At 61.7% G+C, this 22,905-nt stretch carries 20 protein-coding genes; 8 read left to right on the top strand and 12 right to left on the bottom strand.

From position 1 onward, the window contains the following. Positions 1–68 precede the first annotated feature (68 nt). From ACP691_RS14945 to ACP691_RS14920, 6 genes are all read left to right on the top strand, one after another. Positions 69–497 (top strand): hypothetical protein, encoded by a 429-nt coding sequence (locus tag ACP691_RS14945; protein ID WP_426150356.1) that lies wholly within the window; start codon positions 69–71, stop codon positions 495–497. Positions 498–701: 204 nt separating this feature from the next. Next, a complete protein-coding gene (gene ureE / locus ACP691_RS14940) occupies positions 702–1,202 on the top strand; it encodes an urease accessory protein UreE (RefSeq protein ID WP_040260001.1) in 501 nt (166 codons plus the stop codon). Then, positions 1,199–1,873, top strand: coding sequence for an urease accessory protein UreF (locus tag ACP691_RS14935; protein WP_426150358.1), 675 nt, complete (start codon positions 1,199–1,201; stop codon positions 1,871–1,873). Before ureE ends, ACP691_RS14935 begins: the two co-directional genes overlap by 4 nt. A gap of 8 nt (positions 1,874–1,881) precedes the next feature. After that, entirely contained in the window at positions 1,882–2,496 is a 615-nt protein-coding gene (ureG, locus tag ACP691_RS14930) for an urease accessory protein UreG (protein WP_040260003.1), read from the top strand. 16 nt (positions 2,497–2,512) lie between these two features. Then, the gene (locus tag ACP691_RS14925; protein ID WP_426150360.1) at positions 2,513–3,082 is read left to right on the top strand and encodes a HupE/UreJ family protein; all 570 of its coding nucleotides are present in this window, start codon (positions 2,513–2,515) and stop codon (positions 3,080–3,082) included. 89 nt (positions 3,083–3,171) lie between these two features. Next, positions 3,172–4,275 carry an AGE family epimerase/isomerase gene (locus ACP691_RS14920; protein WP_426150362.1) on the top strand — a complete coding sequence of 368 codons (1,104 nt, stop codon included), beginning with the start codon at positions 3,172–3,174 and terminating at the stop codon, positions 4,273–4,275. Here the strand turns inward: ACP691_RS14920 and ACP691_RS14915 are convergent. From ACP691_RS14915 to ACP691_RS14890, 6 genes are all read right to left on the bottom strand, one after another. Beyond that, complete coding sequence (locus ACP691_RS14915; protein ID WP_426150364.1) at positions 4,272–5,033, bottom strand: SDR family oxidoreductase; 762 nt, start codon at positions 5,031–5,033, stop codon at positions 4,272–4,274. The genes ACP691_RS14920 and ACP691_RS14915 overlap by 4 nt on opposite strands. A 469-nt stretch (positions 5,034–5,502) precedes the next feature. Further along, positions 5,503–6,219, bottom strand: a complete 717-nt coding sequence (locus tag ACP691_RS14910; RefSeq protein WP_426150366.1) for an ABC transporter ATP-binding protein — start codon at positions 6,217–6,219, stop codon at positions 5,503–5,505. Beyond that, on the bottom strand, positions 6,216–7,091 hold the full coding sequence (locus ACP691_RS14905) for an ATP-binding cassette domain-containing protein (protein WP_426150368.1): 876 nt from the start codon (positions 7,089–7,091) through the stop codon (positions 6,216–6,218). Before ACP691_RS14905 ends, ACP691_RS14910 begins: the two co-directional genes overlap by 4 nt. Next, positions 7,088–8,371 carry a high-affinity branched-chain amino acid ABC transporter permease LivM gene (gene livM / locus ACP691_RS14900; protein WP_426150369.1) on the bottom strand — a complete coding sequence of 428 codons (1,284 nt, stop codon included), beginning with the start codon at positions 8,369–8,371 and terminating at the stop codon, positions 7,088–7,090. The genes ACP691_RS14905 and livM overlap by 4 nt, the downstream gene beginning before the upstream one ends. Before the next feature lie 2 nt (positions 8,372–8,373). Then, entirely contained in the window at positions 8,374–9,288 is a 915-nt protein-coding gene (locus ACP691_RS14895; protein ID WP_040260522.1) for an ABC transporter permease subunit, read from the bottom strand. Positions 9,289–9,428: 140 nt separating this feature from the next. Next, positions 9,429–10,565 (bottom strand): branched-chain amino acid ABC transporter substrate-binding protein, encoded by a 1,137-nt coding sequence (locus tag ACP691_RS14890; protein WP_426150371.1) that lies wholly within the window; start codon positions 10,563–10,565, stop codon positions 9,429–9,431. A 477-nt stretch (positions 10,566–11,042) separates the two neighbouring features. Between ACP691_RS14890 and pncB the strand changes: the two genes are divergently transcribed. After that, the gene (pncB, locus tag ACP691_RS14885; RefSeq protein WP_426150374.1) at positions 11,043–12,248 is read left to right on the top strand and encodes a nicotinate phosphoribosyltransferase; all 1,206 of its coding nucleotides are present in this window, start codon (positions 11,043–11,045) and stop codon (positions 12,246–12,248) included. 111 nt (positions 12,249–12,359) lie between these two features. Here the strand turns inward: pncB and azu are convergent, their stop codons facing one another. After that, entirely contained in the window at positions 12,360–12,809 is a 450-nt protein-coding gene (gene azu, locus ACP691_RS14880) for an azurin (protein WP_426150376.1), read from the bottom strand. Between the two features lie 309 nt (positions 12,810–13,118). On the opposite strand from azu, the gene ACP691_RS14875 reads away from it, so the two are divergent. Further along, on the top strand, positions 13,119–17,270 hold the full coding sequence (locus tag ACP691_RS14875; RefSeq protein WP_426150378.1) for a deaminase domain-containing protein: 4,152 nt from the start codon (positions 13,119–13,121) through the stop codon (positions 17,268–17,270). On the opposite strand, the gene ACP691_RS14870 is transcribed toward ACP691_RS14875, so the two are convergent. The 5 genes from ACP691_RS14870 to rpsR form a co-directional block, all read right to left on the bottom strand. Further along, positions 17,267–19,561, bottom strand: coding sequence for a YgiQ family radical SAM protein (locus ACP691_RS14870; RefSeq protein WP_426150380.1), 2,295 nt, complete (start codon positions 19,559–19,561; stop codon positions 17,267–17,269). The genes ACP691_RS14875 and ACP691_RS14870 overlap by 4 nt on opposite strands. Before the next feature lie 205 nt (positions 19,562–19,766). After that, on the bottom strand, positions 19,767–21,161 hold the full coding sequence (gene dnaB, locus ACP691_RS14865) for a replicative DNA helicase (protein ID WP_040260017.1): 1,395 nt from the start codon (positions 21,159–21,161) through the stop codon (positions 19,767–19,769). Positions 21,162–21,269: 108 nt separating this feature from the next. Continuing rightward, positions 21,270–21,716, bottom strand: coding sequence for a 50S ribosomal protein L9 (rplI, locus tag ACP691_RS14860; RefSeq protein WP_040260018.1), 447 nt, complete (start codon positions 21,714–21,716; stop codon positions 21,270–21,272). Positions 21,717–21,736: 20 nt separating this feature from the next. After that, on the bottom strand, positions 21,737–22,636 hold the full coding sequence (locus ACP691_RS14855; RefSeq protein WP_426150382.1) for a hypothetical protein: 900 nt from the start codon (positions 22,634–22,636) through the stop codon (positions 21,737–21,739). 38 nt (positions 22,637–22,674) lie between these two features. Then, a complete protein-coding gene (rpsR, locus tag ACP691_RS14850) occupies positions 22,675–22,905 on the bottom strand; it encodes a 30S ribosomal protein S18 (RefSeq protein WP_040260021.1) in 231 nt (76 codons plus the stop codon).

The following is a 22,905-nucleotide window of genomic DNA, read 5'->3' as shown; positions in this document are numbered from 1 at the left end:
TCCGCCTCGGGATACAGCGCGTAGCATGGGCCCCGTAGACAGATTTTCATCCCTTCAAGGAGCCTCTCATGAAACGCCAACTCTTCGCCGCCGCGCTGTCCCTTGCTACTTTCAGTGCCTTTGCCTTGCCCGTGACGGACCAGGATCTGGCCACCCAGGCCAAGCCCACCGCCGCCGTCACTGTAAGCCACCGCTTCACTGTCGCCCAGGATGGCGCCGACCGTAACCTGAACACCGTTGCCCAGGATGGTGCTGACCGTAACCTGAACACCGTTGCCCAGGATGGCGCAGACCGCAATCTGAACACCGTTGCCCAGGATGGTGCTGACCGCAATCTGAATACCGTCGCCCAGGATGGCGCAGACCGCAATCTGAACACCGTCGCCCAGGATGGTGCTGACCGCAATCTGAACACCGTTGCCCAAGATGGCGCAGACCGCAGTCCGAACACCGTTGTCCAGGATGGCGCAGACCGCAGTCCGAACACTGTGGCCTGACTGCTCGGTAGTCCCGATAGGCCCGCTTCCGGCGGGCTCGGGTGCCACTTGCACTTCAACTGTGCACACCCTCTCTAGACGCCCCATTTTGAACCCCGTCCCGCTCCATCCTAGACCCAGCCGCTCCCCGGTTTTCCACCGCGCGTTCAAGTTGGCAAGCCCCTTGCTCTAGCTTGCTTCCAGTCCTGAGCTGGAAGCCTATCGATGCTTGTCATTCATCACCGTCTGGACCCGCGTCCCACTTGGGATGCAGAGCTTCATCTGACCTTTGAGGCGCGCAGTAAAAGCCGCCTGCGCTGCTATAGCGCCGCTGGCGAGGACGTCGGCCTGTTCCTTGAGCGCGGTCAGCCTCCCTTGCGCGATGAAGATTTCCTGCTGGCCGAAGACGGTCGCGTAGTGAAGGTATGCGCACGATCAGAGCGGCTGCTGCATGTGACCTGCGGCTCGGCTCTCGAGCTGACCCGTGCCGCCTATCACTTGGGCAACCGCCATGTTGCCTTGCAGGTAGGCGAAGGCTGGCTGCGCCTGCTCGAGGACCATGTGCTCCAGGCCATGCTCGAACAACTGGGTGCCAGCGTGAGCGCGATCGAAGCGCCCTTCCAGCCGGAGCACGGGGCCTACGGTGGCGGCCATCACCATTCCCATCATGGTGAGGAAGCATTCAACTATGCGCCTCGCCTGCACCAGTTTGGCGCCAGGCGGTGAGCCCTGCCTGGGCCTTGCTGCGCCTGGCCAGCCCCCAGCTGCCTATTGGCGGCTATAGCTATTCCCAAGGCCTGGAGATGGCGGTGGAAGCCGGCTGGGTCTGTAGCCGGGACAGTGCGGCGGTATGGTTGACGGATCAGCTCGAGCTCAACCTGGCACGCTTCGAGGCGCCCTTGCTTCTGGCCCATTGCAATGCCGCCGCGGCTGAAGACTGGCACGTGCTGCGTGACCATTGGGAAGCGCACCGCGCCAGCCGGGAAACCCGCGAATTCCAGCTCGAGAGCCGACAGATGGGCTACTCCCTTAAACAGCTGCTGCTGGGGCTGGAGGAGCTGGACCGTCCTGCCCGAGCGTTCCTGCTGGCAATCGATGAGCCGCACCTGGCCCTGGGCTGGGCGCTGACGGCCCGGGCCTGGCGCATCAGCCCATCCGACGCGCTTACCGCCTGGCTGTGGAGCTGGCTGGAAAACCAGTTGGCCGTATTGATGAAAACCTTGCCCCTTGGCCAACAGGCCGCGCAACGGCTGACCAGTGATCTGCTGCCGGCACTCGACAGAGCCCAGCGCATCGCCTGCGACATCGACCCAGCCCAGGTAGGCGGCGCGCCGTTCGGCCTGGCCCTGGCCAGCATGGCCCACGAGCGGCAGTACAGCCGCCTGTTTCGATCCTAGGAGAACCCATGAACAGCCAACCCCTGAGAGTCGGCATCGGCGGCCCTGTCGGTTCCGGCAAGACCGCCCTTACCCTCGCCTTGTGCCTGGCGCTGCGCGAGCGCTATAACCTGGCGGTGGTCACCAATGACATCTACACCCGGGAAGACGCCGACTTCCTGGTGCGCAACCAGGCCTTGGCACCGGAGCGGATCATCGGCGTGGAAACCGGAGGCTGCCCTCATACCGCCATCCGGGAAGACGCCTCGATCAACCTGGAAGCTGTGGATCAGCTCAATCGTCGCTTCCCTGGGCTTGATCTCATCCTGGTGGAATCCGGCGGCGATAACCTCTCAGCCACCTTCAGTCCTGAGTTGTCGGACCTCACCCTGTATGTGATCGACGTCTCGGCCGGGGACAAGCTCCCGCGCAAGGGTGGACCGGGTATCTGCAAGTCCGACCTGCTGGTAATCAACAAGATCGACCTGGCCGAGCAGGTCGGAGCTTCCCTAGAAAGCATGGACCGCGATACACGCAAGATGCGTGGGGAGAAGCCTTTCGTGTTCAGCAACCAGAAAACCGGCCATGGCCTGGACCAGATCATTGCCTTCATCGAACGCCAAGGCCTGCTTACCGCGGCCTGAACCCTAAGGAAAGCCTATGAACCGCTTGAAATTGCTCGCCTCCCTTGTGCTGATGGGCATGCCTGCCTGGGCCTTCGCCCATCCTGGGCACAGTGGAGGACTACTGGCTGGCGCCAGCCACCCGTTAGGCGGGCTGGACCATCTGCTGGCCATGATCGCTATCGGCCTCTGGGCCGCCCAACAGGCTGGCAGCGCCCGCTGGGCCCTTCCTTGCACCTTCCTGACGGCCATGTTGGTCGGCGGTGGCCTGGGCTTTGCCGGCATCGCCCTGCCCGGCCTGGAAACGGGCATTGCCGCCTCGGTGCTGGCCCTGGGGCTGGCCGTTGCCCTGGCGCTGCGCCCGGCGCTTGCGCTGGCGATCCTGATTACCGCCGCTTTCGCACTCTGCCACGGCATGGCCCATGGGCTGGAATTGCCGGCCATGGCCAGCGCCTGGTCTTATGCCGTCGGTTTCATCGCGGCTACGGCCTTGCTCCACGGCTTCGGCTACGCCCTGGCCCGCTGGTTGCCGCAGGCAGTCGCGCCCCTGGTGCGTCTGGCAGGCTTAGGCGCGGCCATCGCCGGGGGGTACCTTCTGATGGCCTAAGAGGCTAGCCGCCACGGCCGCGCGGCCAGGCCAGCCCAGCGGTTTTCTGCTAGAGTGGCGGCCATTTTTCTCGCCCCATGAAGCCGTCCATGCCCGCGTCCCGCTTGAATTCTGAGCTCGCCGAAACCTACGCCACGGTGTGGCGCCACTTCCTCGATGGCATCGTGCCCCTCTGGGAAGGGCCTGGCTGGAACCACGCGCTGGAATTGCCCTACGAAGCACTGGATGACCAGCACCGACCGCTGCCTGTCCAGCGCTACCGGGCCATGGCCTGTGCCCGGCAGCTATTCGTGTTTACCTGCCTGGGTGACAGGCCTGGAGCGGCGACGCGAGCGGCCACGCTATTCGCCTCGTTGAACAGATACTTCGCCGATCCGCTCCACGGAGGCTGGTATTACAGTGTCGATGCACAGGGCGCCCCGCTGGACACGGAAAAAGACCTCTACACCCATGCCTTCATCCTGTTCGCCTGCGCTCACTATCTGCGCCAGTCGGCCAGTGCCGAGCCGGCATTACGGGCAGCCCTGGCGGCGGTAGCGCGCTTCGCCAGCCCCGGCGGGCTGTATGAGGCGCGCCTGGGTCGGGACTGGGCGTGCCTGGGCCAAGGCCCCTTGCAAAATCCTTTGATGCACCTGGCCGAAGCCTTTCTCGCCACTTTCGAAACGCGCCCCGAGCCTTCCACCGAAGCGGCTCTGCGAACGTTGTGCGATGCCATGCATGAGCACTTCTTCGATGCCGCTCATGGCGTATTGCTGGAAAAGCCTCGAGATGCCTCGCAGAACTGGTACGAGCCGGGCCATCAGTTCGAGTGGTACTACCTGTTGGCGTCTTCAGCCCTGCTGAGCGGGCATGCCTTGACCGCGGACATGGCCCAGGCGCTGGCGCGCTCCGAACAGCAGGGTTTGAGCGAGGGCGCGGTATGCGCTTCCCTGGCTCCGGACGGCCAGGTAGTCGATGGCACGCGACGGATCTGGGCCCAGGCCGAACATCTGCGCGCGCTCAGCCTGCTACCTGAGCGCGCCGCCGACCTGACGGCTGGGCTGCGTCGCTTCCAGGCCGCTTTCCTGCGGCCCAGCGGCTGGTATGAATGCCGCGATGCCAAGGGCCAGGTGAGCCGGCACGATATGCCATCCACCACCCCTTACCACCTCTATACTTGCTTCGCGGCGCTTGCCGAGGCCCTCAAGGCTTAACCCTGGCGGTGGACCGCGAAGCCCGCCCATGATTGGTTGACCGGCATCAGTTCCAGGCGGTTGATGTTGATGTGGGCGGGCTGGGTGAGAATCCAGAAGATGGTATCGGCGATATCCTGGGGCTGGATCGGGTCTGCGCCGGCATAAGTGGCGTCATAGCGCGCCTTGTCTCCACCGAAGCGCACCAGGGAGAACTCGCTTTCACACATGCCGGGTTCCAGGTCCGTCACACGCACGCCGGTGCCCTGGAGATCGTTGCGCAGGTTCAAGGAAAACTGTTTAACGAACGCCTTGGTTCCGCCATACACATGGCTACCGGGATAGGGATAGCTGCCGGCCACGGACCCCAGGTTCACGATACCGGCACCCTTGCCATGCGCGATCAGCTTGGGCAGCAACAACCGGGTGGTATACAGCAGGCCCTTGATATTGGTATCGACCATGGTGTCCCAATCATCCAGGTCGCACTTGGGTGCCGGATCGGTACCCAAGGCCAGGCCCGCGTTGTTGACGAGGGCGGTAATGCTGGCAAACCGCTCAGGCAGCCCTCCGATCGCCGCTTCCATGGCCTTGCGATCACGCACGTCCACGGCCAGGGCAAGCACATCCACTTTCGCGCGTAGCTCCTCGGCCAGCGCATTGAGGCGTTCTTCGCGACGGCCCGTGATGATCAACGACCAGCCGGCCTCGGCGAAGCGCCGCGCGCAGGCTTCGCCGAAACCCGAAGTGGCACCGGTAATGAAGACAGTGGAGGTCATGCGCTACTCCTGTGGATAGGTAAGAGAAAGATGAAGCATGCCCGCCCTATGGGGCACACACAATCACGGAACGGGAATTTACGCCAAAACCGGGCAAAGCTAGAACCAAGCGGTGCCAAGGCGATACGCCATAGCTGGTCCTCTCGCTTTTCAATGAGCGTTTCCAAAGGTTTCGCACAGACTTATCCACAGCCCTTTAGTAGTTTGGCACTGGACTGTCAAGACTTGACATTTACCCGCCCAAGCAAGCCAGAAATACCTGATCAAAATTTGACCACCCGGCTGGAGGCCTTACGCCGCGCGGGATGCACCATTGTGCCACCAACTTATTCACAGGCTGATCCACTCAAGCTGGGGGTTAATCGCGAATGGGGATAAGTATGCTGACTTGCGGCTATATGTCGCCTTCCATAGCCGGCTCGAAAATGTTTTCCACATTTTCGACCGGCTGGTACTGCGCGCCTGCTGATCAGTGTCCGCCCAGATAGGCGTTGCGTACTTCGTCGTTGGCCAGCAGCTCCTGACCGGTTCCACTCATGCGGATCTGCCCGTTGACCATGACATAGGCACGGTCTGAAAGCTTCAACGCATGGTTGGCATTCTGCTCTACCAAGAAGATCGTCATGCCCTCCTGTGCCAGCTCCCGCAGGGTCGCGAAGATCTGCTTGACAACGATGGGCGCCAGGCCCAACGAGGGTTCGTCCAGTAGCAACAGGCGTGGTCTGCTCATCAGCGCCCGGGCGATGGCAAGCATCTGCTGCTCGCCTCCTGACATGGTCATCGCCCGCTGGTTACGGCGCTCCTTGAGCCGAGGGAAGAGCGCAAACATCCTCTGCATATCCTCGTCAGCGTGCTTGTCGCCAATGGGGATGGTACCCATCATCAGATTTTCCTCCACGGACATGTCAGGGAACACTCGACGTCCCTCCGGGGACTGCGCGATACCATTGGAGGCAATGTAATAGGACGATTTCTGACTGATATCCGTGCCCTGGTAAAGAATCTGTCCCTTGGCAACCCGTGGCTGCCCGAAGATGGACATCAACAGGGTGGATTTGCCGGCGCCGTTGGCGCCGATCAGACTCACGGTTTCCCCCGGGTCGATATGCAAGGAAACGTCCTTCAAAGCCTGGATAGGCCCGTAGTACACGTCGATGCCCTTGAGTTCCAGAATGGGCGCGGTCATGCGAGTTCCTCCTCATCCGCACCGAGGTAGGCAGCGATCACCTTGGGGTCGTTGCGAATCTGCTCAGGCTTGCCCGCGGCGATCACGTTGCCGTGGTCCAGTACCACGATGTCATCGGAAATGCTCATCACCATGCCCATGTCATGCTCAATCAACACCACGGTCATGTCGTGATGGTCACGCAAATGGCGAATCATGCCGCTCAGGGCCTCGGTTTCCTGCGGGTTGAGGCCCGCGGCCGGTTCGTCCAGGCAGATAACCTGCGGGCGGGTGCACATGGCCCTGGCGATCTCCAGGCGGCGCTGCTGCCCATAGGAAAGCTCGCCGGCCAACCGGTTGGCGCAGTCCACCAAGTCCACCACTTCCAGCCAGTAGAAGGCCGTGTCCATGGCTTTGGCTTCGGCTCGACGGTAGCCAGGCGTATTGAAGATACCCGCCAGCAGGTTGCGGTTCACCCACATGTGCTGCGCCACCAGCAGGTTTTCCACCACCGACATTTCCTTGAACAGCCGAATGTTCTGGAAGGTACGCGCCAGGCCTGCCCTGTTCACCAGATGAGTGCCGCCGAACATCTTGTAATAGAGCCGACTGCAGAAGCGGCTCGGGGCAACGAAGTCCGAAGCCTTGAAGGGCTCGCCCAGCAACTTGATCACTTCCACGCTGCCATGGCGGGCATTGAGCTGGATGCGGCCGCCGCTGGCTTTGTAGAAACCGGTAAGGCAATTGAACACTGTGGTTTTGCCAGCCCCATTGGGGCCGATCAGAGCGAAGATGGAGTTTCTTCGAACCTGCAGGTTCACATCGCTGAGCGCCTTGATGCCGCCGAACTGCATCATCAGGTGTTCTACAGAAAGAATGATGTCGTCGCTCATGGTGCGACTCCTTTACGCGGCGCCACCCCAGTGCGGCTGATTCGGATAAGGCCACGTGGCCGCCAGATCATCATCAATACCATCAGGATGCCGAACAGCAGCACCCGGTATTCGGCGAAGCTGCGTAGCAGTTCCGGCGTTACCGTCAGCACGAAGGCGGCGATCACCACGCCTACCGTCGAGCCCATGCCACCAAGCACCACGATAGCCAGGATCAGCGCCGACTCGAAGAAGGTGAAGGAGGTGGGGTTCACGAAGCCCTGGTAGCTGGCGAAGAACACCCCTGCCAGGCCCGCGGTGGAAGCACCCAGGGTAAAGGCTGAAAGCTTGACCAGCACATGGTTCAGGCCCATGGCGCGACAGGCGATTTCATCTTCACGCAGGGCTTCCCATGCCCGCCCTATCGGCATGCGGGTCAGTCGGTGCTTGATATAGAGCACCAGCATTACCACGATGAACAGCACGGCGTAGATGAAGAGGAATTTCAGGTCCGGGTTGTAGGCGAAGCCGAAGTATTCATGGATGGGCACGCCACCATCCTTGGCCCGACGACCGAATTCCAGGCCGAAGATCGTGGGAGAAGGGACTGGCACCCCGTTGGGGCCGCCGGTGAAGGACAGCCAGTTGTTGAGCACCAGGCGGATGATTTCACCGAAACCCAGGGTCACGATAGCCAGATAGTCACCGTGCATGCGCAGCACCGGGAAACCCAGGATACAGCCTGCCAGGGCCGCGGCGATGGCGGCCAGGGGCAAGGCAGACCAGAACCCCAGCCCCAGGTACTGGTAGCCCAAGGCCAGGCCGTAGGCGCCTATGGCATAGAAGGCTACATAACCCAGGTCCAGCAGCCCGGCCAGCCCTACCACGATGTTCAGTCCCAGCCCCAACAGCACATAGATCAGGCCGAGAATCACCACGGTGAGCATGTATTTGTTGGCAAAGACGGGGAACACCAGCGCGATCACGATCAGCAGCGGAATGATCCAGCGCAGGCGCGATTTGTAATCCGGTGCCAGTACGTGGACACCACCGCCTGCGCCTTCGAAGCCATCCAGCATCCGTCGGCCTTGAGAGGACTGCAGGAACACACTGAGCAGGAAGCGGCCGGCCATTACCACGCCCACCAGGACCGCGGTGCGCTGGGGCTGCAGGTTGAAGCCGTAACCGTCCAGGACAATCCCCACTATGGGGCCGAAGACGATCAGCGCCAGCAGTCCGGCCACGATAGTATCGATCAGACACTTCTTGAGGTTCATCGGTTTAGCGATTGCAGAAGACATGGTCACACCTTCGCCACGAGTGGGCGACCGAGCAGGCCTTGGGGACGGAAGATCAGGATCAGCACCAGCAGGGCGAAGCTGAAGACATCCTTGTAGTCGGAATTGACCAGGCCGGAGAACTGCGACTCCGCCACGCCCAGGATCAGCCCGCCCAACATGGCGCCAGGCAGGGAACCGATACCGCCGAGCACCGCCGCGGTGAAGGCCTTAATGCCGATGATGAAGCCGGCGTAGAAGTCGAAGGTGCCGTAGTTCATGGTCACCAACACGCCCGCCAAGGCGGCCATGGCCGCGCCTATGATGAAGACATAGGAAATCACCCGGTCCGTGTTGATGCCCAGGATGGAGGCCATCTTGCGGTCCTGCTGGGTGGCCCGGCACATGCGGCCCAGCTTGGTGTACTTGATGATATAGGTCAGCACGGCCATGCCGATGAAGGCGGCCACGATGATGAAGGCCTTGGTGTAGCTCAGCTGCACGAACCCGCTACCGACATGCAGGCGCCAGCCGCCCTCGAGCAGGGTTGGCACCCCCTGTTGCCGCGAGCCCTGGCTGAGTTGTACGTAGTTCTGCAGGATCAGGGATATCCCGATGGCACTGATCAGCGGGGCCAGGCGGGTAGAGTTACGCAAAGGCTTGTAGGCCACGCGCTCGATGACGAAACCGTACGCCCCGGTCACCACGATGGTGAAGACCAGGGTGCCCAGAATCAGGAAAGGGAAAGACTCGATGCCGAAGAAGGACAGTACCGCCAGGCCGATAGCCGCAAGGTAGCAGGACACCATGTACACATCGCCATGGGCGAAGTTGATCATCCCGATGATGCCGTAGACCATCGTATAGCCGATAGCGATCAGCCCGTAGACTGAACCCAGGGTCAGCCCGTTGACCATTTGTTGCAGGAAGATACCGTCCATCATGCACTCTCGTGAACGTGTGGGAGCACCAGCTATTCCGCCGGGCAGGAGGGCTCGGTCAGGCAGGCCGGTCGTGTCGCGCAGGCAGGTGATGCAGAGCGGGGGCTTCCCGGGTTAGCTGAGGGCCCCCGCTGCCAGGCTTATTTTTGTTTTTCGAGCTGCTTGTACTTGCCGTCCGGGCCCCACTGGTACACAACGTAGTCGGAGACTTTCAGGTCGCCTTTGCTGTCCCAGGTTTTCTCACCCATCACGGTCTTGACCGGGTTGGCCTTGAGCCACTCGGCAGCGGCTTCGCCCTCGTTTTTCTTGGCGCCATTGAGGCCGGCTGCGATGGCCTGGAGCGAAGCATAGGCATACAGGGTGTAGCCTTCCGGCTCGTAGCCGCTCTTGCGGAACTGGTCGACCACGGCCTTGGAATCAGGCAGCAGACGCGGGTCCGCCCCGAAGGTCATGTAGACGCCATCCACGTACTGAGCGCCGCCAGCGGTAGTCACCAGCTCGTCGGTGACGATGCCGTCGTCGGACACGAATTTCACATCCTTCAGGCCCTGCTCGCGCATCTGGCGCACCAGTGGGCCGGCTTCCGGGTGCAGCCCGCCGAAGAACACCACCTCGGCGCCGGTGCTGCGGATCTTGGTCACCAGGGCGCTGAAATCTTTCTCGCCCCGGGTAAGGCCCTCTTCCAGCACGGGGGTCACGCCGCGCTTTTTCAGCTGAGCGGAAGTCGCATCGGCCAGGCCCTTGCCGTAGGTATCCTTGTCGTTGATGACCGCGACCTTCTTGGCCTTGAGCATGTCGACGATATAGTCACCGGCTACGATGCCTTGCTGGTCGTCACGGCCACACATGCGCAGCACGGTCTTGAGCCCACGCTCGGTCACCGCCGGGTTGGTGGAGCCAGGGGTGATCGAGATTACGCCGGCCTCGTCATACACTTCCGAGGCGGGAATGGTGTTGGATGAACAGAAATGCCCTACTACTCCGACGACCTTGTCCTGGTCCACCAAACGGTTGGCCACCGCCACGGCCTGCTTGGGTTCACAGGCATCGTCCCCAGCCACCAGCACGATCTTCTCGCCATTGACGCCTCCGGCGGCATTGATCGCGTCGGCCGCGGCCTGAGCGCCCTTCATGTACTGCTCGCCGAACGAAGCGTTGGCGCCGGTCATCGGGCCGGCCACGCCGATCTTGACGTCAGCCTGGGCATAGCAGGCGACGCCCATGGCAGTAGAAACCGCCAGGGCCAGAAAGCCTTTCTTGAAGAACGTCTGCGACATGAGGTGGTGCTCCTGAGCTTTTTTGGTTTGGCACAGCGATATCTGTGTACTGCTCTTTTAGCTCCAAGCTCAGAGCAAGCGGCGTGCCACCAAATTAAGCGACGTGCTTCCATGATCGATCCTCATATGATCACCCGGCAAAAGCGAAGCGACAGCGCGGGACGTGCAACCCTCTAACGCAGGCTCGGTAATACCAAAAACTTAAAAAGGAGCAACCCGTATGAGCGAAACGGGCAACCATGACCGCCTGCTCGGGGCAACCACCCCGTAACAGTGAACGTAACGGAAGTGCACAACAGCGGTGCGCGCCCGCTACGACGCGCACCACATGCGTCACCGCCTAGCGCGTTGCGTTCGAATGGCCTTGCCCTGCATCGTGACCAGGTGCTGCGCCACTATTTGACAGAACCGGCGTTGCTTCCCTTACTTTTCTCCCCGGTCGTTGTCAGAACGGCACTGGTTGACCTGGAGCTCTACATGATCGATTCATCCCTGGCATCATCTCGCGACGGGCGCGTGATCCAGTCACTGCTGGACACGGACCTCTACAAGTTGTCGATGATGCAGGCGGTACTGCACAACTATCCCAATACCGATGTGGAGTGGGAGTTCCGCTGCCGCAATGGGGAAGACCTCAGGCCCTGGCTTGGCGAACTGCGCCGAGAGCTTGAGTGCTTGTGCGAGTTGGGGCTGACGGACGAGGACATGGCCTTCCTGGAAAACGTCAGTTTCATGAAACCGGATTTCCTGCGTTTTCTTGGCCTGTTCCGGTTCAACCTGCGCTACGTACAGATGGGCATAGAAAACGATGAGCTCTATATCCGTCTGAAGGGCCCATGGCTCCATGTCATTCTTTTCGAAGTACCGCTACTGGCGCTTGTCAGCGAAGTACGCAATCGCAACCTGTATGCCGACATTTCCTTGGGGCAAGCACGCGACCAGCTCTACCGCAAGTTCGACTGGCTGCGTGCCAATGCCAGCGAAGACGAACTGGCGGGCCTGCAGGTCGCCGACTTCGGTACCCGCCGCCGCTTCTCCTACGCTGTGCAGGAAGAAATCGTGCGAGTCCTCAAGGCCGACTTTCCCGCGCGCTTCGTCGGTACAAGCAATGTGCACCTGGCGCGAAAATATGATCTCAAGCCTTTGGGTACCATGGCCCATGAGTGGGTCATGGCTCATCAGCAACTCGGCCCCCGGCTGATCGACAGCCAGATCGCCGCGCTCGATTGCTGGGTCAGGGAATACCGCGGCCTGCTGGGCATCGCCCTGACCGACACCATTACCATGGATGCTTTCCTGCGCGATTTCGATCTGTATTTCGCCAAGCTGTTCGATGGTCTGCGCCACGATTCCGGCGACCCAGTCATCTGGGCTGAAAAAGCCATCGCTCATTACCGTAAGCTTGGGATCGACCCCATGACCAAGACCCTGGTGTTCTCGGACAGCCTCAATCTCCCCCGTGCCCTGGAGCTGTATCGGGTGCTGCGGGGACGTATCAATGTCAGCTTCGGCATTGGCACCAACCTGACCTGCGACATCCCTGGGGTCGCGCCCATGAGCATGGTGCTGAAAATGACCAGCTGCAATGGGCAACCCGTGGCGAAAATCTCTGACGAGGCTGCCAAGACCCAATGCCGTGACCCGAATTTCGTGTCCTATCTACGCCACGTATTCAAGGTGTAGGCACCAGCGCAACGGGTGATGGACAAGCGTAGCCATGGCTTAAGCTCGCGACTGGCGCCAAGCCCATTCGCCAGTTCGCTACCCGAAGTGCGCCAACATGATCGCTGGCATTCAATCCACGACCTTGAGCACCCCTTGCATCATCGCGGTATGCCCAGGGAAGCTGCAGAAGAAGCTGTAGCTCTCGCCTGGGCTCAGCTTCGAAGCATCGAAGGTGATGGTGTCCCGATCACCGGCACCGATCAGCCGGGTATGGGCAATGATACGTTCATCGCCTGGCTTGAGGTAACCCTCGTCGAGGCCTGCGCTCATCCCGTCGCTGGCCACGTCGCGCATGTCGGCCGCCTTGCTCAAGACCCAGTTATGCCCCATCACCTGCACCGGAAGGCCGCCGGAGTGGGTCAGCGTAAGCGTGAAGGCCTTGCAGCTTTTGCTCACTGTCATTTCTTTCTGGTCGAACATCATCTGGTCGGTGGAGTCCACCGTGGCCTCGCAGGAGGCGGCCAGGACAGGCGCGGCCAACACCGCCAGCAGGCTGGCAACTACAGTTTTGAACAGCATGGGAACACTCCGGATGATGGGCCGACAGTTTGCCTATCGTGCCCATGGACAGATTCAACGAGCTCATCTTGCCTGCCGGGCGTAGCCTTCACAACATTACGGAAGGAGATACCCATGCGCTTCAACAGTTTTTTCAGCAGCCTTCTAGCGGCCTATGCCTGCGGCGCCAGCGGCGCGATCGCGGAAGCGAACTCCGCCTCGCGCCGCTAGCCTGCCTTCGCCACAGGCACACTCGGCGGCGACATCTATGTAGCACCTTAGCGTTACCATGCCCGGTCCAATGCAGGCTCCACCCAAGGGAGCCCCAGCATGAACCGAGCACGCATCCGCCTTGTTACCCTGTTTTCCCACTGGCGCGACCAGCCGTTGCTGGAAATGGAAGCGGCAATTGGTCATCTGGCCAATCGCAACCAGCTTAGCGCTCAGCAGCTTCGCCAAGAAAAGGCGGTGGTCACGACCTTCGAGCTGGACGAACGAGGGCGGCCACAGGCCATCCGACGAGATATGGCCTTGCCGGGGCTGCTACAGCGTCATCTCGGCGTGAAGGCGCAAGGCCCCATAAACGTCACGCCAATCCTTGGTGCGTTTCGGCTCGAGCGCGAGCGTCGCCTGCGCCAGCAACTCTACCGCGCGCGTGAGAGCGTCGGCGACCTGCTGCAACCCATGGAGCTACGCCGGCTCAAGAGCCTGCCCATGCTGGCGAGCCCGGCCGGCGCTGTCGCCCGGTTGCTGCGCCAGGCCAGCGCCCGGACGGATCTGGACATTGAAAACCATCCCGCCACTGCGCTGGCTCGAGCCCTCCCGACCCGCGCCGCCCAAGCGGTACTCAACGAGTTGCATGTCTGCCTGGGCTGGACCGGACCTGCCAGGGGCCCCCGGGTTCAACTGCAGGACCTGGCATTACTGACGCTGGTGCTGCCGTGGGCCCTGGACCCGGACGCGGACGCGCGCGGTTTCGACTTCTACGCGAGCGCTCACAGCGGTGCGGCTATCAGTGATCTACTGGCGGCCATGGGTCGCCATCTCATACCTAGGTTGCCCGGCTGCCCGCCAAGATGCTTGGGCTTGGTGCGCTACCTCTTGGCTGACAGCACCCCGCCTGTCCTGAACCTGCTCGGCCTGCCGCCTGACCTGGCCTGGACCAGCAGCTTTACCTGGATATCGCTCTGCCAAGGCGTCAATCTGGCTGAGGCCATCGCTCCTGGTAGCAGTGGCCTGTTGTCGGTCAGTGAAGCCTTGGCCCTGCCCGCACAGATCAACGAGCGCTCTCCAAGCGCCCCGACTTCACAGGCCTTGGTGGCGGCCCTGGCATCGCCCCTGGCGCAGTGGAACATTGCCTGGCAACGGATCGCCCGGCTCCAGACGCGGCAAAGCCTAGCGCGAGCACTTGACAGATACCTCAATCATTTCGATGCCCTTGAGCGCGCGCGCGCGGCGTTATCTCGCCCCATGCCGCAAAAGAGAGCAATGGTATCGGCCGAGCTTGAAGCGCGTGGCATTGCCCCGGATATGCGTTTCGTGGAGCCCAGGGACCGGATGCGCCAGAGCCTGCTCGCCCACGGTGGTGTATCCGCCCAGGCAGCCTTCGCCAGCGGGCTGGCGGCCTGGCCAGAACCAGCCTTGGTGCCGGCTCTGGTACGTGGTCATGATGGACGTTTGCATGAGCCGGCATGCAACGCTGTGGATATACCCAATCTGGCGACCGGCTTCGAACAGGCATTCGACCAATGGAAGCAAGGGATTGCCGTGGCCACCAACACACTGACGCAGCGGTTGCTCGCAGACCTGCCCGTAAGCGATCAGCTGCGCCTGGATGAACACCGGGTCACTTTGTGCCAACTGGCGCAGCGCACGTCATCGGGCGACACTCTGATCGCGCCCTATGGTTTCGTCCTCCATGTGGTTGCTCCTCAAGGCACCTGGTACTACGAGTTGATCCCCTCGGCCGGCTGGTGTCGGCTGCATGCCAATGTCCAGCCACCCTTGCCTTTGCCAGGGCACATCGAGGAAATCGGATCGCTGCCGTTCGATGCTAGCGCCTTTTCCACTGGAGGCCTGCCAGGCGTTGGCAGTCACTGTCATGGCTGGCTCACGCCCGTGGTGTCCATTCCTCCAAGCCATGATCCAGGCTTGCGTCTGTTTCGCAACAATCGCCTGATTGCCCATCATTGTGCGAAAACCATCGCAGCCCACCTGGAAACCCTGCGTAGCGGAGCCCGCGCCGATGAGGAAGGCGAAGCAACCATTGGATTGCCCGCTGAGCTCAAGACCCTGGTGCCCTTCTGGAGCGCGACCGAAACGATACGCCAGGGCCTCGATGAAAAACGAAGCTGGCTGGTGGTATTGGGCCTCTTCAACCTTGCCGCCGATGCCTTGACCCTTGGGACCTATGGACGCCTGAGCGCGCTGGGCCTTCGCTTCGTTACCCTGGCGCTGCGCCAAGGCCCGCGCGCCGCTGCGGTTCGCGCCCTGACGCCTCGCTTGCGTAGCGCAGGCAGGGATGCGTTCGACACCCTTCTGTTCAGTGCGCTGACCGAGGAGCCGGCAACCTCCGGGGTTAGCCTGATGGTGCCCCTGCGCAGGGCCCATGGAGGAACATTGCGTCGGTTAGTCCGACAGTTATCGGGGCTTTCGCCTACCCCGCGCGTCCTGTCGGACTCTTCCCTGGGCCCGTTTTCACAACCAACCGTCTACCTCAAGCGCTTGGCCGATGACATACCCGTCACTGCGACGGCCGAAGGCTTCGAGGCCGGAAGGTTGATAGCGCCGCGCCTGGTTGACCATCAAACGCTTTTGACCTACGGCCCGATCCTGGACGTGATCGACGATACCGGTCGCCTGGGTCGCCTGCCCCTTGAGCTTCCGGTCATCACGCTGGACGCCCGCCATTACATTCCCGACCCTGCCCCGTCTCTACCAAAGCGCTGGATTGGCTGGGGCGAGGAAACGTGGCTGGAGTGTTCAGGGCGTCACTATCGACTACACACAGGAATGGATTCGCGACCAGTGCGCTTCGAACAGGCCGAACCACCCTTCGCCCGCCCCGAACTGGAGCATCCGCGGTGTCGTGCGCGGCGCGTCCTGCCACCCCTGGCATGCGCGGCGCCACGAGAAAGGCGCACACAAGGTTATACCGAGCTGACCGCTAGCCATGAAATAGCCGGAGGCGCTGTGGATTGGTTCGATCAGCGCAAGATCATTCCCGACGGTGAGGGCCGCTTCGTTGACCAGCGACGGCTGATGCAGGGCGGTCCTGATGCCGATCGGGTCGTCGAGCGTCTGGGGTGGGCCCGCTATCAGGATCAACTTCGAGCCCGCATCGTGACTGGCAATGCGCTATTCAAGCGCATCGAAGTGCTGGACGGCCTGGTCGCCGACGTGGCCGACCGGCGCCTTCTTTCGGCCGTGGAGCTGCAGGCGCAAGATGGGCAACGCCATCTGGTGACCTGTGTAGACGATGGCATTTACTACCATGGTTTGGTATCGGCTGGCGACGATACCATTGTGCTGAACAAGCTGTCCGAGCAGGCCACTCTTGAGCAAGAAGACATGAGCCTGGAGCAGGAGCTCAAGTACCTGTTCAACGGCTGTTGGGACGCGAATTGGCACATCCGCCAACGAGGTTCTGCCGTAGTAGAGCAGCAACTGCGTCAGATCGAAGCCGCCATGGCAGCAGGAGGCATTGAAGTCGAGCAATTGATGACCCGCCGCTTCCGCCTGCAGACCACCCCCGCTCAAGCTGCCCTGTTCGCTACCTACCCCAGGCGCGGCTTCGTCCAACAGACCCGCAGGTTCGTGGCCTCCGATTACACGCACCCGTTGACCGCGCAAACCTCCCTCGCCGTGCGCGAACGAATCGCCACTCACCTCAGCTGGCTGGCCGACACACCCGGCATTCTCAATGCCGAGACCGTGCTGGAGCACAGCGCGGTCGATGGCCTTGCGCCTAAAGGAAAGAACATTGCATTCCTGTTCGTGACCTACCGAGACGGACGTCCAGAGGAGGTGTACTACAGCGCGTCCGGCGCCGCCTCGCAGCGCAGAGACCTTCCCTTGGCCAGGCGCTTGCGTGAACGCATGGCAGCCGGGGCCAGCGATGACCGAACCTGGATCGCCGAGGATGGGACGCGCTATATCAACTGTCGTGGCGAAGGTGGCCAGCCGGGCGAGGAAGCCCTGCTGCATCTGCCAGACCTCTCCCGGCCCGACAACCTGAACTCAGGGGACATCAATGACCGCCGACTTGATTCGGAACGGAACATCTTCGCCTATCTGGAACGTAGGCCGCTGCCGATAGGGGAGATTGCCGAGGCAAACCTGTTCACCCGTTTTCCAACCTGTGACAGCTGCACCAGCCTGATCAACCAGTACCGCGATAGATTTCCGGAAGGACGCTTCCAGGTCTACGAGGGCCCCCGGCCCGCCGCCTCCGCTGGAGAGGCGAGCGGGGGTGGTACTTAGCGCGGCAGAACAGGCTGCCGAGGCTTGCGCTTGCCCTTGGCATTGTTGCCCTTGCTGGCGCGGGCAGCCTGGTCTCGACGCGCCTGGGCGGCGGCCTTGGCCTCTTCGCGCTTGTCCCAGGGCTTGCTGCCGTCGCTACCGCGCGGGGGCAGGCCAGTGTGCTGGGTGAGAATGCGCTGTTCCCGCCCTACCTTGTGGCTTCCCGCCGGGGTGGAATTCTTGCGCCGGGCACTGACGTAGGTATCCGTTTCAGGCTGGTGCGCCGGGATCAGCTGATGCTTCCCAGGGCCGATCAGGTCGGCGCGCCCCATGCGCTCCAGGGCCTCGCGCAGCATGGGCCAGCCCTTGGGGTCGTGGTAGCGCAGGAAGGCCTTGTGCAGGCGTCGCTGAGCCTCGCTCTTGACGATGGTCACTCCGGGGCTCTTGTAGGTCACCTTGCGCAAGGGGTTCTTGCCGGAATGGTACATGGCCGTGGCCGATGCCATGGGTGAGGGATAGAACGCCTGAACCTGGTCGGCCCGGAAGCCGTTGCCCTTGAGCCAGAGCGCCAGGTTCATCATGTCTTCGTCGGTGGTGCCCGGGTGCGCCGCGATGAAGTACGGGATCAGGTACTGCTCCTTGCCCGCCTCCTTCGAATACTTCTCGAACATGCGCTTGAAGCGGTCATAAGTGCCGATCCCCGGCTTCATCATCTGGTTGAGCGGCCCTTCCTCGGTATGCTCCGGGGCGATCTTCAAGTACCCGCCAACATGGTGAGTAACCAGCTCCCGGACATACTCCGGCGACTCTACCGCCAGGTCGTAACGCAAGCCCGACGCAATGAGGATCTTTTTCACACCCGGCAGCGCCCGCGCGCTGCGGTAAAGCTGGATCAACGCCGAGTGGTCGGTGTTCAGGTTCGGGCAGATCCCGGGGAACACGCATGACGGCTTGCGGCAGGCCGACTCGATTTCGGGGCTCTTGCAGGCAATCCGGTACATATTGGCAGTAGGGCCCCCCAGGTCGGAAATGACCCCTGTGAAGCCAGGTACCTTGTCGCGGATCTCTTCGATTTCCCGAATGATCGACTCTTCGGAACGGTTCTGGATGATCCGACCTTCATGCTCGGTGATCGAGCAGAAGGTGCAGCCGCCAAAGCAGCCGCGCATGATGTTCACCGAGAAACGAATCATTTCGTAGGCCGGGATACGCTCCTTGCCATAGACCGGGTGCGGCACGCGCGCATAGGGCATGCCGAACACGTAGTCCATTTCCTCGGTGGTCATGGGAATGGGCGGTGGGTTGAACCACACATCCACATCGCCGTGCTTCTGTACCAAGGCGCGGGCATTGCCGGGGTTGGTCTCCAGATGCAATACGCGGTTGGCATGGGCATAGAGCACCGGATCGTTGCGCACCTTCTCGAACGAGGGCAGGCGGATCACTGTCTTGTCCCGGGTCATGCGTGGGCTTTCGAGGATCTGCACCACCTTTGCCTCGGCCGGGTCTTCCTCCGGGCCTTTGGCCTGCTCGATGGCACAGGCCTGGGTATCCTGCGTGTTCACATAGGGGTTGATGATCTTGTCGATCTTGCCTGGGCGGTCGATACGGGTGGAATCCACTTCGAACCAGCCCTGAGGCGTATCTCGGCGAATGAATGCAGTACCACGAATATCCGTGATGCTGTCCACGGGCTCGCCCGCGGCCAGCCGTTGCGCCACCTCGACCACCGCGCGCTCGGCGTTGCCGTAAAGCAGAATGTCGGCACAGGCATCTATCAGGATGGAATGGCGAACCTTGTCCTGCCAGTAGTCATAGTGGGCGATCCGCCGCAGCGAGGCCTCGATGCCGCCCAGCACGATCGGCACATGGCGGTAGGCTTCCTTGCAGCGCTGGCTATACACGAGGCTGGCACGGTCCGGCCGCTTGCCGGCCAGCCCACCAGGGGTATAGGCGTCGTCCGAGCGGACCTTCTTGTCCGCGGTGTAGCGGTTGATCATCGAGTCCATGTTGCCGGCGGCCACGCCGAAGAACAGGTTCGGCTCGCCCAGCTTCATGAAGTCGTCTTTGGAGGTCCAGTCCGGCTGGGCAATGATACCCACGCGAAAGCCCTGGGCTTCGAGCAACCGGCCGATGATCGCCATGCCAAAGGAAGGATGGTCTACATAGGCATCGCCCGTGACAATGATGATGTCGCAGGAATCCCAACCCAGCTGATCCATTTCTTCCCGGCTCATGGGCAGGAAAGGCGCTGGTCCGAAGCATTCGGCCCAGTACTTTGGATAGTCGAATAACGGCTTGGCTGCGTGCATGGCGATGACCGATGTTATGACAAATTGATCCGCGTGAATTCGCGGGCGCGGAGAATAGCACAAAAAATGACCAAATCCGACGACTCTTGTCGGATATAGGCCCGATTGCGGTTCCTGGGGGAATAGGCGAGCGAAGGTCAGGCAAGGCGAAAACAGGCCGAGCCTTTTTTCAACGCAGCATCACCGAGCGCAGGCTATTTCCTCCTTACTCGTCGTCGAACTGGTAGCTGCCCGGCGCCAGGTTCTCGAACCTCGTATACTTCCCGATGAAGGCAAGGCGAACCGTACCGATCGGGCCGTTACGCTGCTTGCCGATAATGATCTCGGCAATCCCCTTGTGCTCGGTTTCCGGATGATAGACCTCATCCCGATACACGAACATGATCACGTCGGCGTCCTGTTCGATAGCGCCGGATTCACGCAGGTCGGAGTTCACCGGACGCTTGTTCGGGCGCTGCTCCAGGGAGCGGTTGAGCTGTGACAAGGCAATGACCGGGCAGTTGAATTCCTTGGCCAGGGCCTTGAGCGAGCGGGAGATCTCGGAGATCTCGTTGGTGCGGTTGTCGCCGCTGGACCCTGGGATCTGCATCAGCTGCAGGTAGTCGATCATGATCATGGCGATTTCGCCATGCTCACGCACGATCCGCCGGGTGCGGGCGCGCATTTCCGAGGGGCTGATGCCCGCCGTGTCGTCGATGAACAGCTTGCGGTCGTTGAGCAGGTTCACCGCCGAGGTCAACCGAGGCCAATCATCGTCGTCCAGCCGGCCGGTACGGACCTTGGTCTGGTCGATCCGGCCCAGGGACGAAAGCATACGCATCACCAGCGAGTCTCCTGGCATTTCCAGGGAGTACACCAGCACGACCTTGTCGCTGCGCAGAACTGCGTTCTCCACCAGGTTCATGGCGAAGGTCGTCTTGCCCATGGACGGACGGCCCGCCACGATCACCAGGTCCGCCGGTTGCAGGCCACTGGTCTTGTCGTCCAGGTCCGCATAGCCGGTAGACAATCCAGTGATCGCCTGGTCGGTGTTGAACAGGGTATCGATACGGTCGATGGCCTTGGTCAACAGGTCGTTGACGCCTACCGGGCCGCCGGTCTTGGGGCGTGCTTCAGCGATCTGGAAGATCTGCCGTTCGGCCTCGTCTAGAATCTCCGAGGCATTGCGCCCCTGCGGGTTGAAGGCGCTGTCAGCGATGTCGTTGCTGATACTGATCAACTGGCGCAGGGTAGCGCGCTCACGCACGATCTGTGCGTAAGCCTTGATATTGGCCACCGAGGGGATGTTCTTGGCCAGTTCGCCAAGATAGGCCAGGCCGCCTACCTGACTGCTCTGCCCTTCCTTGTCCAGTTGCTCGTGCAGGGTGACCACGTCGAACGGAAGGTTCTGGTCAGCCAGCCGAGCGATGGCACGGAAGATGAGGCGATGGTCATGGCGATAGAAGTCACCATCCGAAACCTGGTCCAGCACACGCTCCCAGGCATTGTTATCCAGCATCAAGCCACCGAGCACGGCTTGTTCAGCCTCGATGGAATGAGGCGGCACCTTGAGCGCGGCGGTTTGCAGGTCGTATTGCTCGGGCGTTGAAATCTCGTTCATAACCACTGGAATCTGTAGTGTCACGGATCAAAGACAAAGGGCACGACCTGCCAAGGCAGGGCCGTGCCCCCTATCGAGCGGACGGCTGGCGCAGGGCCAGCCAGTCGCTTAGGCAGCTACCACCACAACGCGAACGGTAGCTTCGACGTCGCTGTGCAGGTGCACGGCAACATCGTATTCACCGACGTTACGGATGGTGCCGTTCGGCAGACGAACTTCGGACTTGGCCACTTCCACGCCGGAGGCGGTCAGGGCGTCAGCGATGTCGTGAGTACCGATCGAACCGAACAGCTTGCCTTCATCGCCAGCGGTGGCGGTGATGGTGACTTCCAGCTCGGCCAGTTGAGCGGCGCGGCTTTCAGCGGAAGCTTTCTTGTCGGCAGCTGCTTTTTCCAGCTCGGCGCGGCGGGCTTCGAACGCAGCCAGGTTGGCTTCGGTCGCGGCGGTAGCCTTGCCTTGCGGGAGCAGGTAGTTACGACCGTAACCAGCCTTTACGTTTACCTTGTCGCCCAGGTTGCCCAGGTTGGCGATTTTTTCCAGCAGGATCAGTTCCATTTGGTATTAACCTCTTAACTTTAACCTTCACCGTTCGCGGAACCCTGGTCGCTTCCCTTTTCAGGGGCCAGGCGGCCGCGAAAATCAATCAGGCTGTCGACCATGGCCATGACCACGAGCAACGGATAGGCCAGCTGTATGAACAGCAGGAACGTGACGTACAACCCCACCAGCCAGAAGCGCCCGAGCTTGCCGCGAGCGGCCAGCCCATGCACCAGGGCGAAACCGGCGAACATCAGCGGCACGCTGCAGATGGGCGTCAACATCGCCACCTGAGGGCCGAAGTGCGGCCCCACCAACATGCACGCCAGCAGCGCCAGCGCCACGGCACCGGGGATTCGCGTGGCGCGAAACTCACGCCCGAAACCGCCGGGGTTGAACAACACGGCCTGCCAGTAACGCCCCAGCATCAGGGCCAACAGGCTGACGGCCTGCAGCAGGGCTGCTATCAAACCGATGAGCACCGGCGCTATCAGCGCCTCCAGGTGGGCTTGTTCTTCCAGCGAAAGCCGCTGGTAGATATCCCCGAGCAGGTTGGGCAGATGTTTGTTCATCGCCACCGCCAGCTGGTTCAGCGCCTCGCCAAAGGCGACGCCCAGTACCACGCCGTACACCACACCCAGGGCCACGCTCGCCAACAGCACCCTGCTCCAGGGCCAGCCCGCGCGCAAAAACACCGCGAGCCCCAGCGAGCCCAGCAACACCATCAAGGTGCGCGGTTCGCCGAAATACCACCAGACCAACGCCGGCAGTACTCCCCAGGCCAGGACGCCCATGGCGTCGTTCAGCCCCCGTCGCAGGAGCACAAGGCAACCCGCAGCGGCACTCATCCAGAACAACAGCGGCAATGCCGCACATCCAGCCACCACCAGGGCGGCCTGCATACGACCCCGCATGATGAAATCAGCCAAGGCACGCATGCGCTCTATCCTTTACTGCCAGTCGACGAAGCCCGGTATCAGCGGCCGTGGCTGTCGGTGTAAGGCAGCAGGGCCAGGAAGCGGGCGCGCTTGATAGCGGTGGCCAGCTGACGCTGATAACGAGCCTTGGTACCCGTGATACGGCTAGGAACGATCTTGCCGGTTTCGGAGACGTAAGCTTTCAGGGTGTTGAGATCTTTGTAGTCGATCTCTTTTACGTTTTCTGCGGTGAAGCGGCAGAATTTACGACGACGGAAGAAACGTGCCAT

This window comes from Pseudomonas sp. DC3200b2, from assembly GCF_049895785.1.
In the GTDB taxonomy this organism is placed as follows: Bacteria; Pseudomonadota; Gammaproteobacteria; order Pseudomonadales; family Pseudomonadaceae; genus Aquipseudomonas; species Aquipseudomonas massiliensis.
Note: the sequence above shows the minus strand (reverse complement) of the source record. Positions and strands in the feature narration are given on the sequence as shown.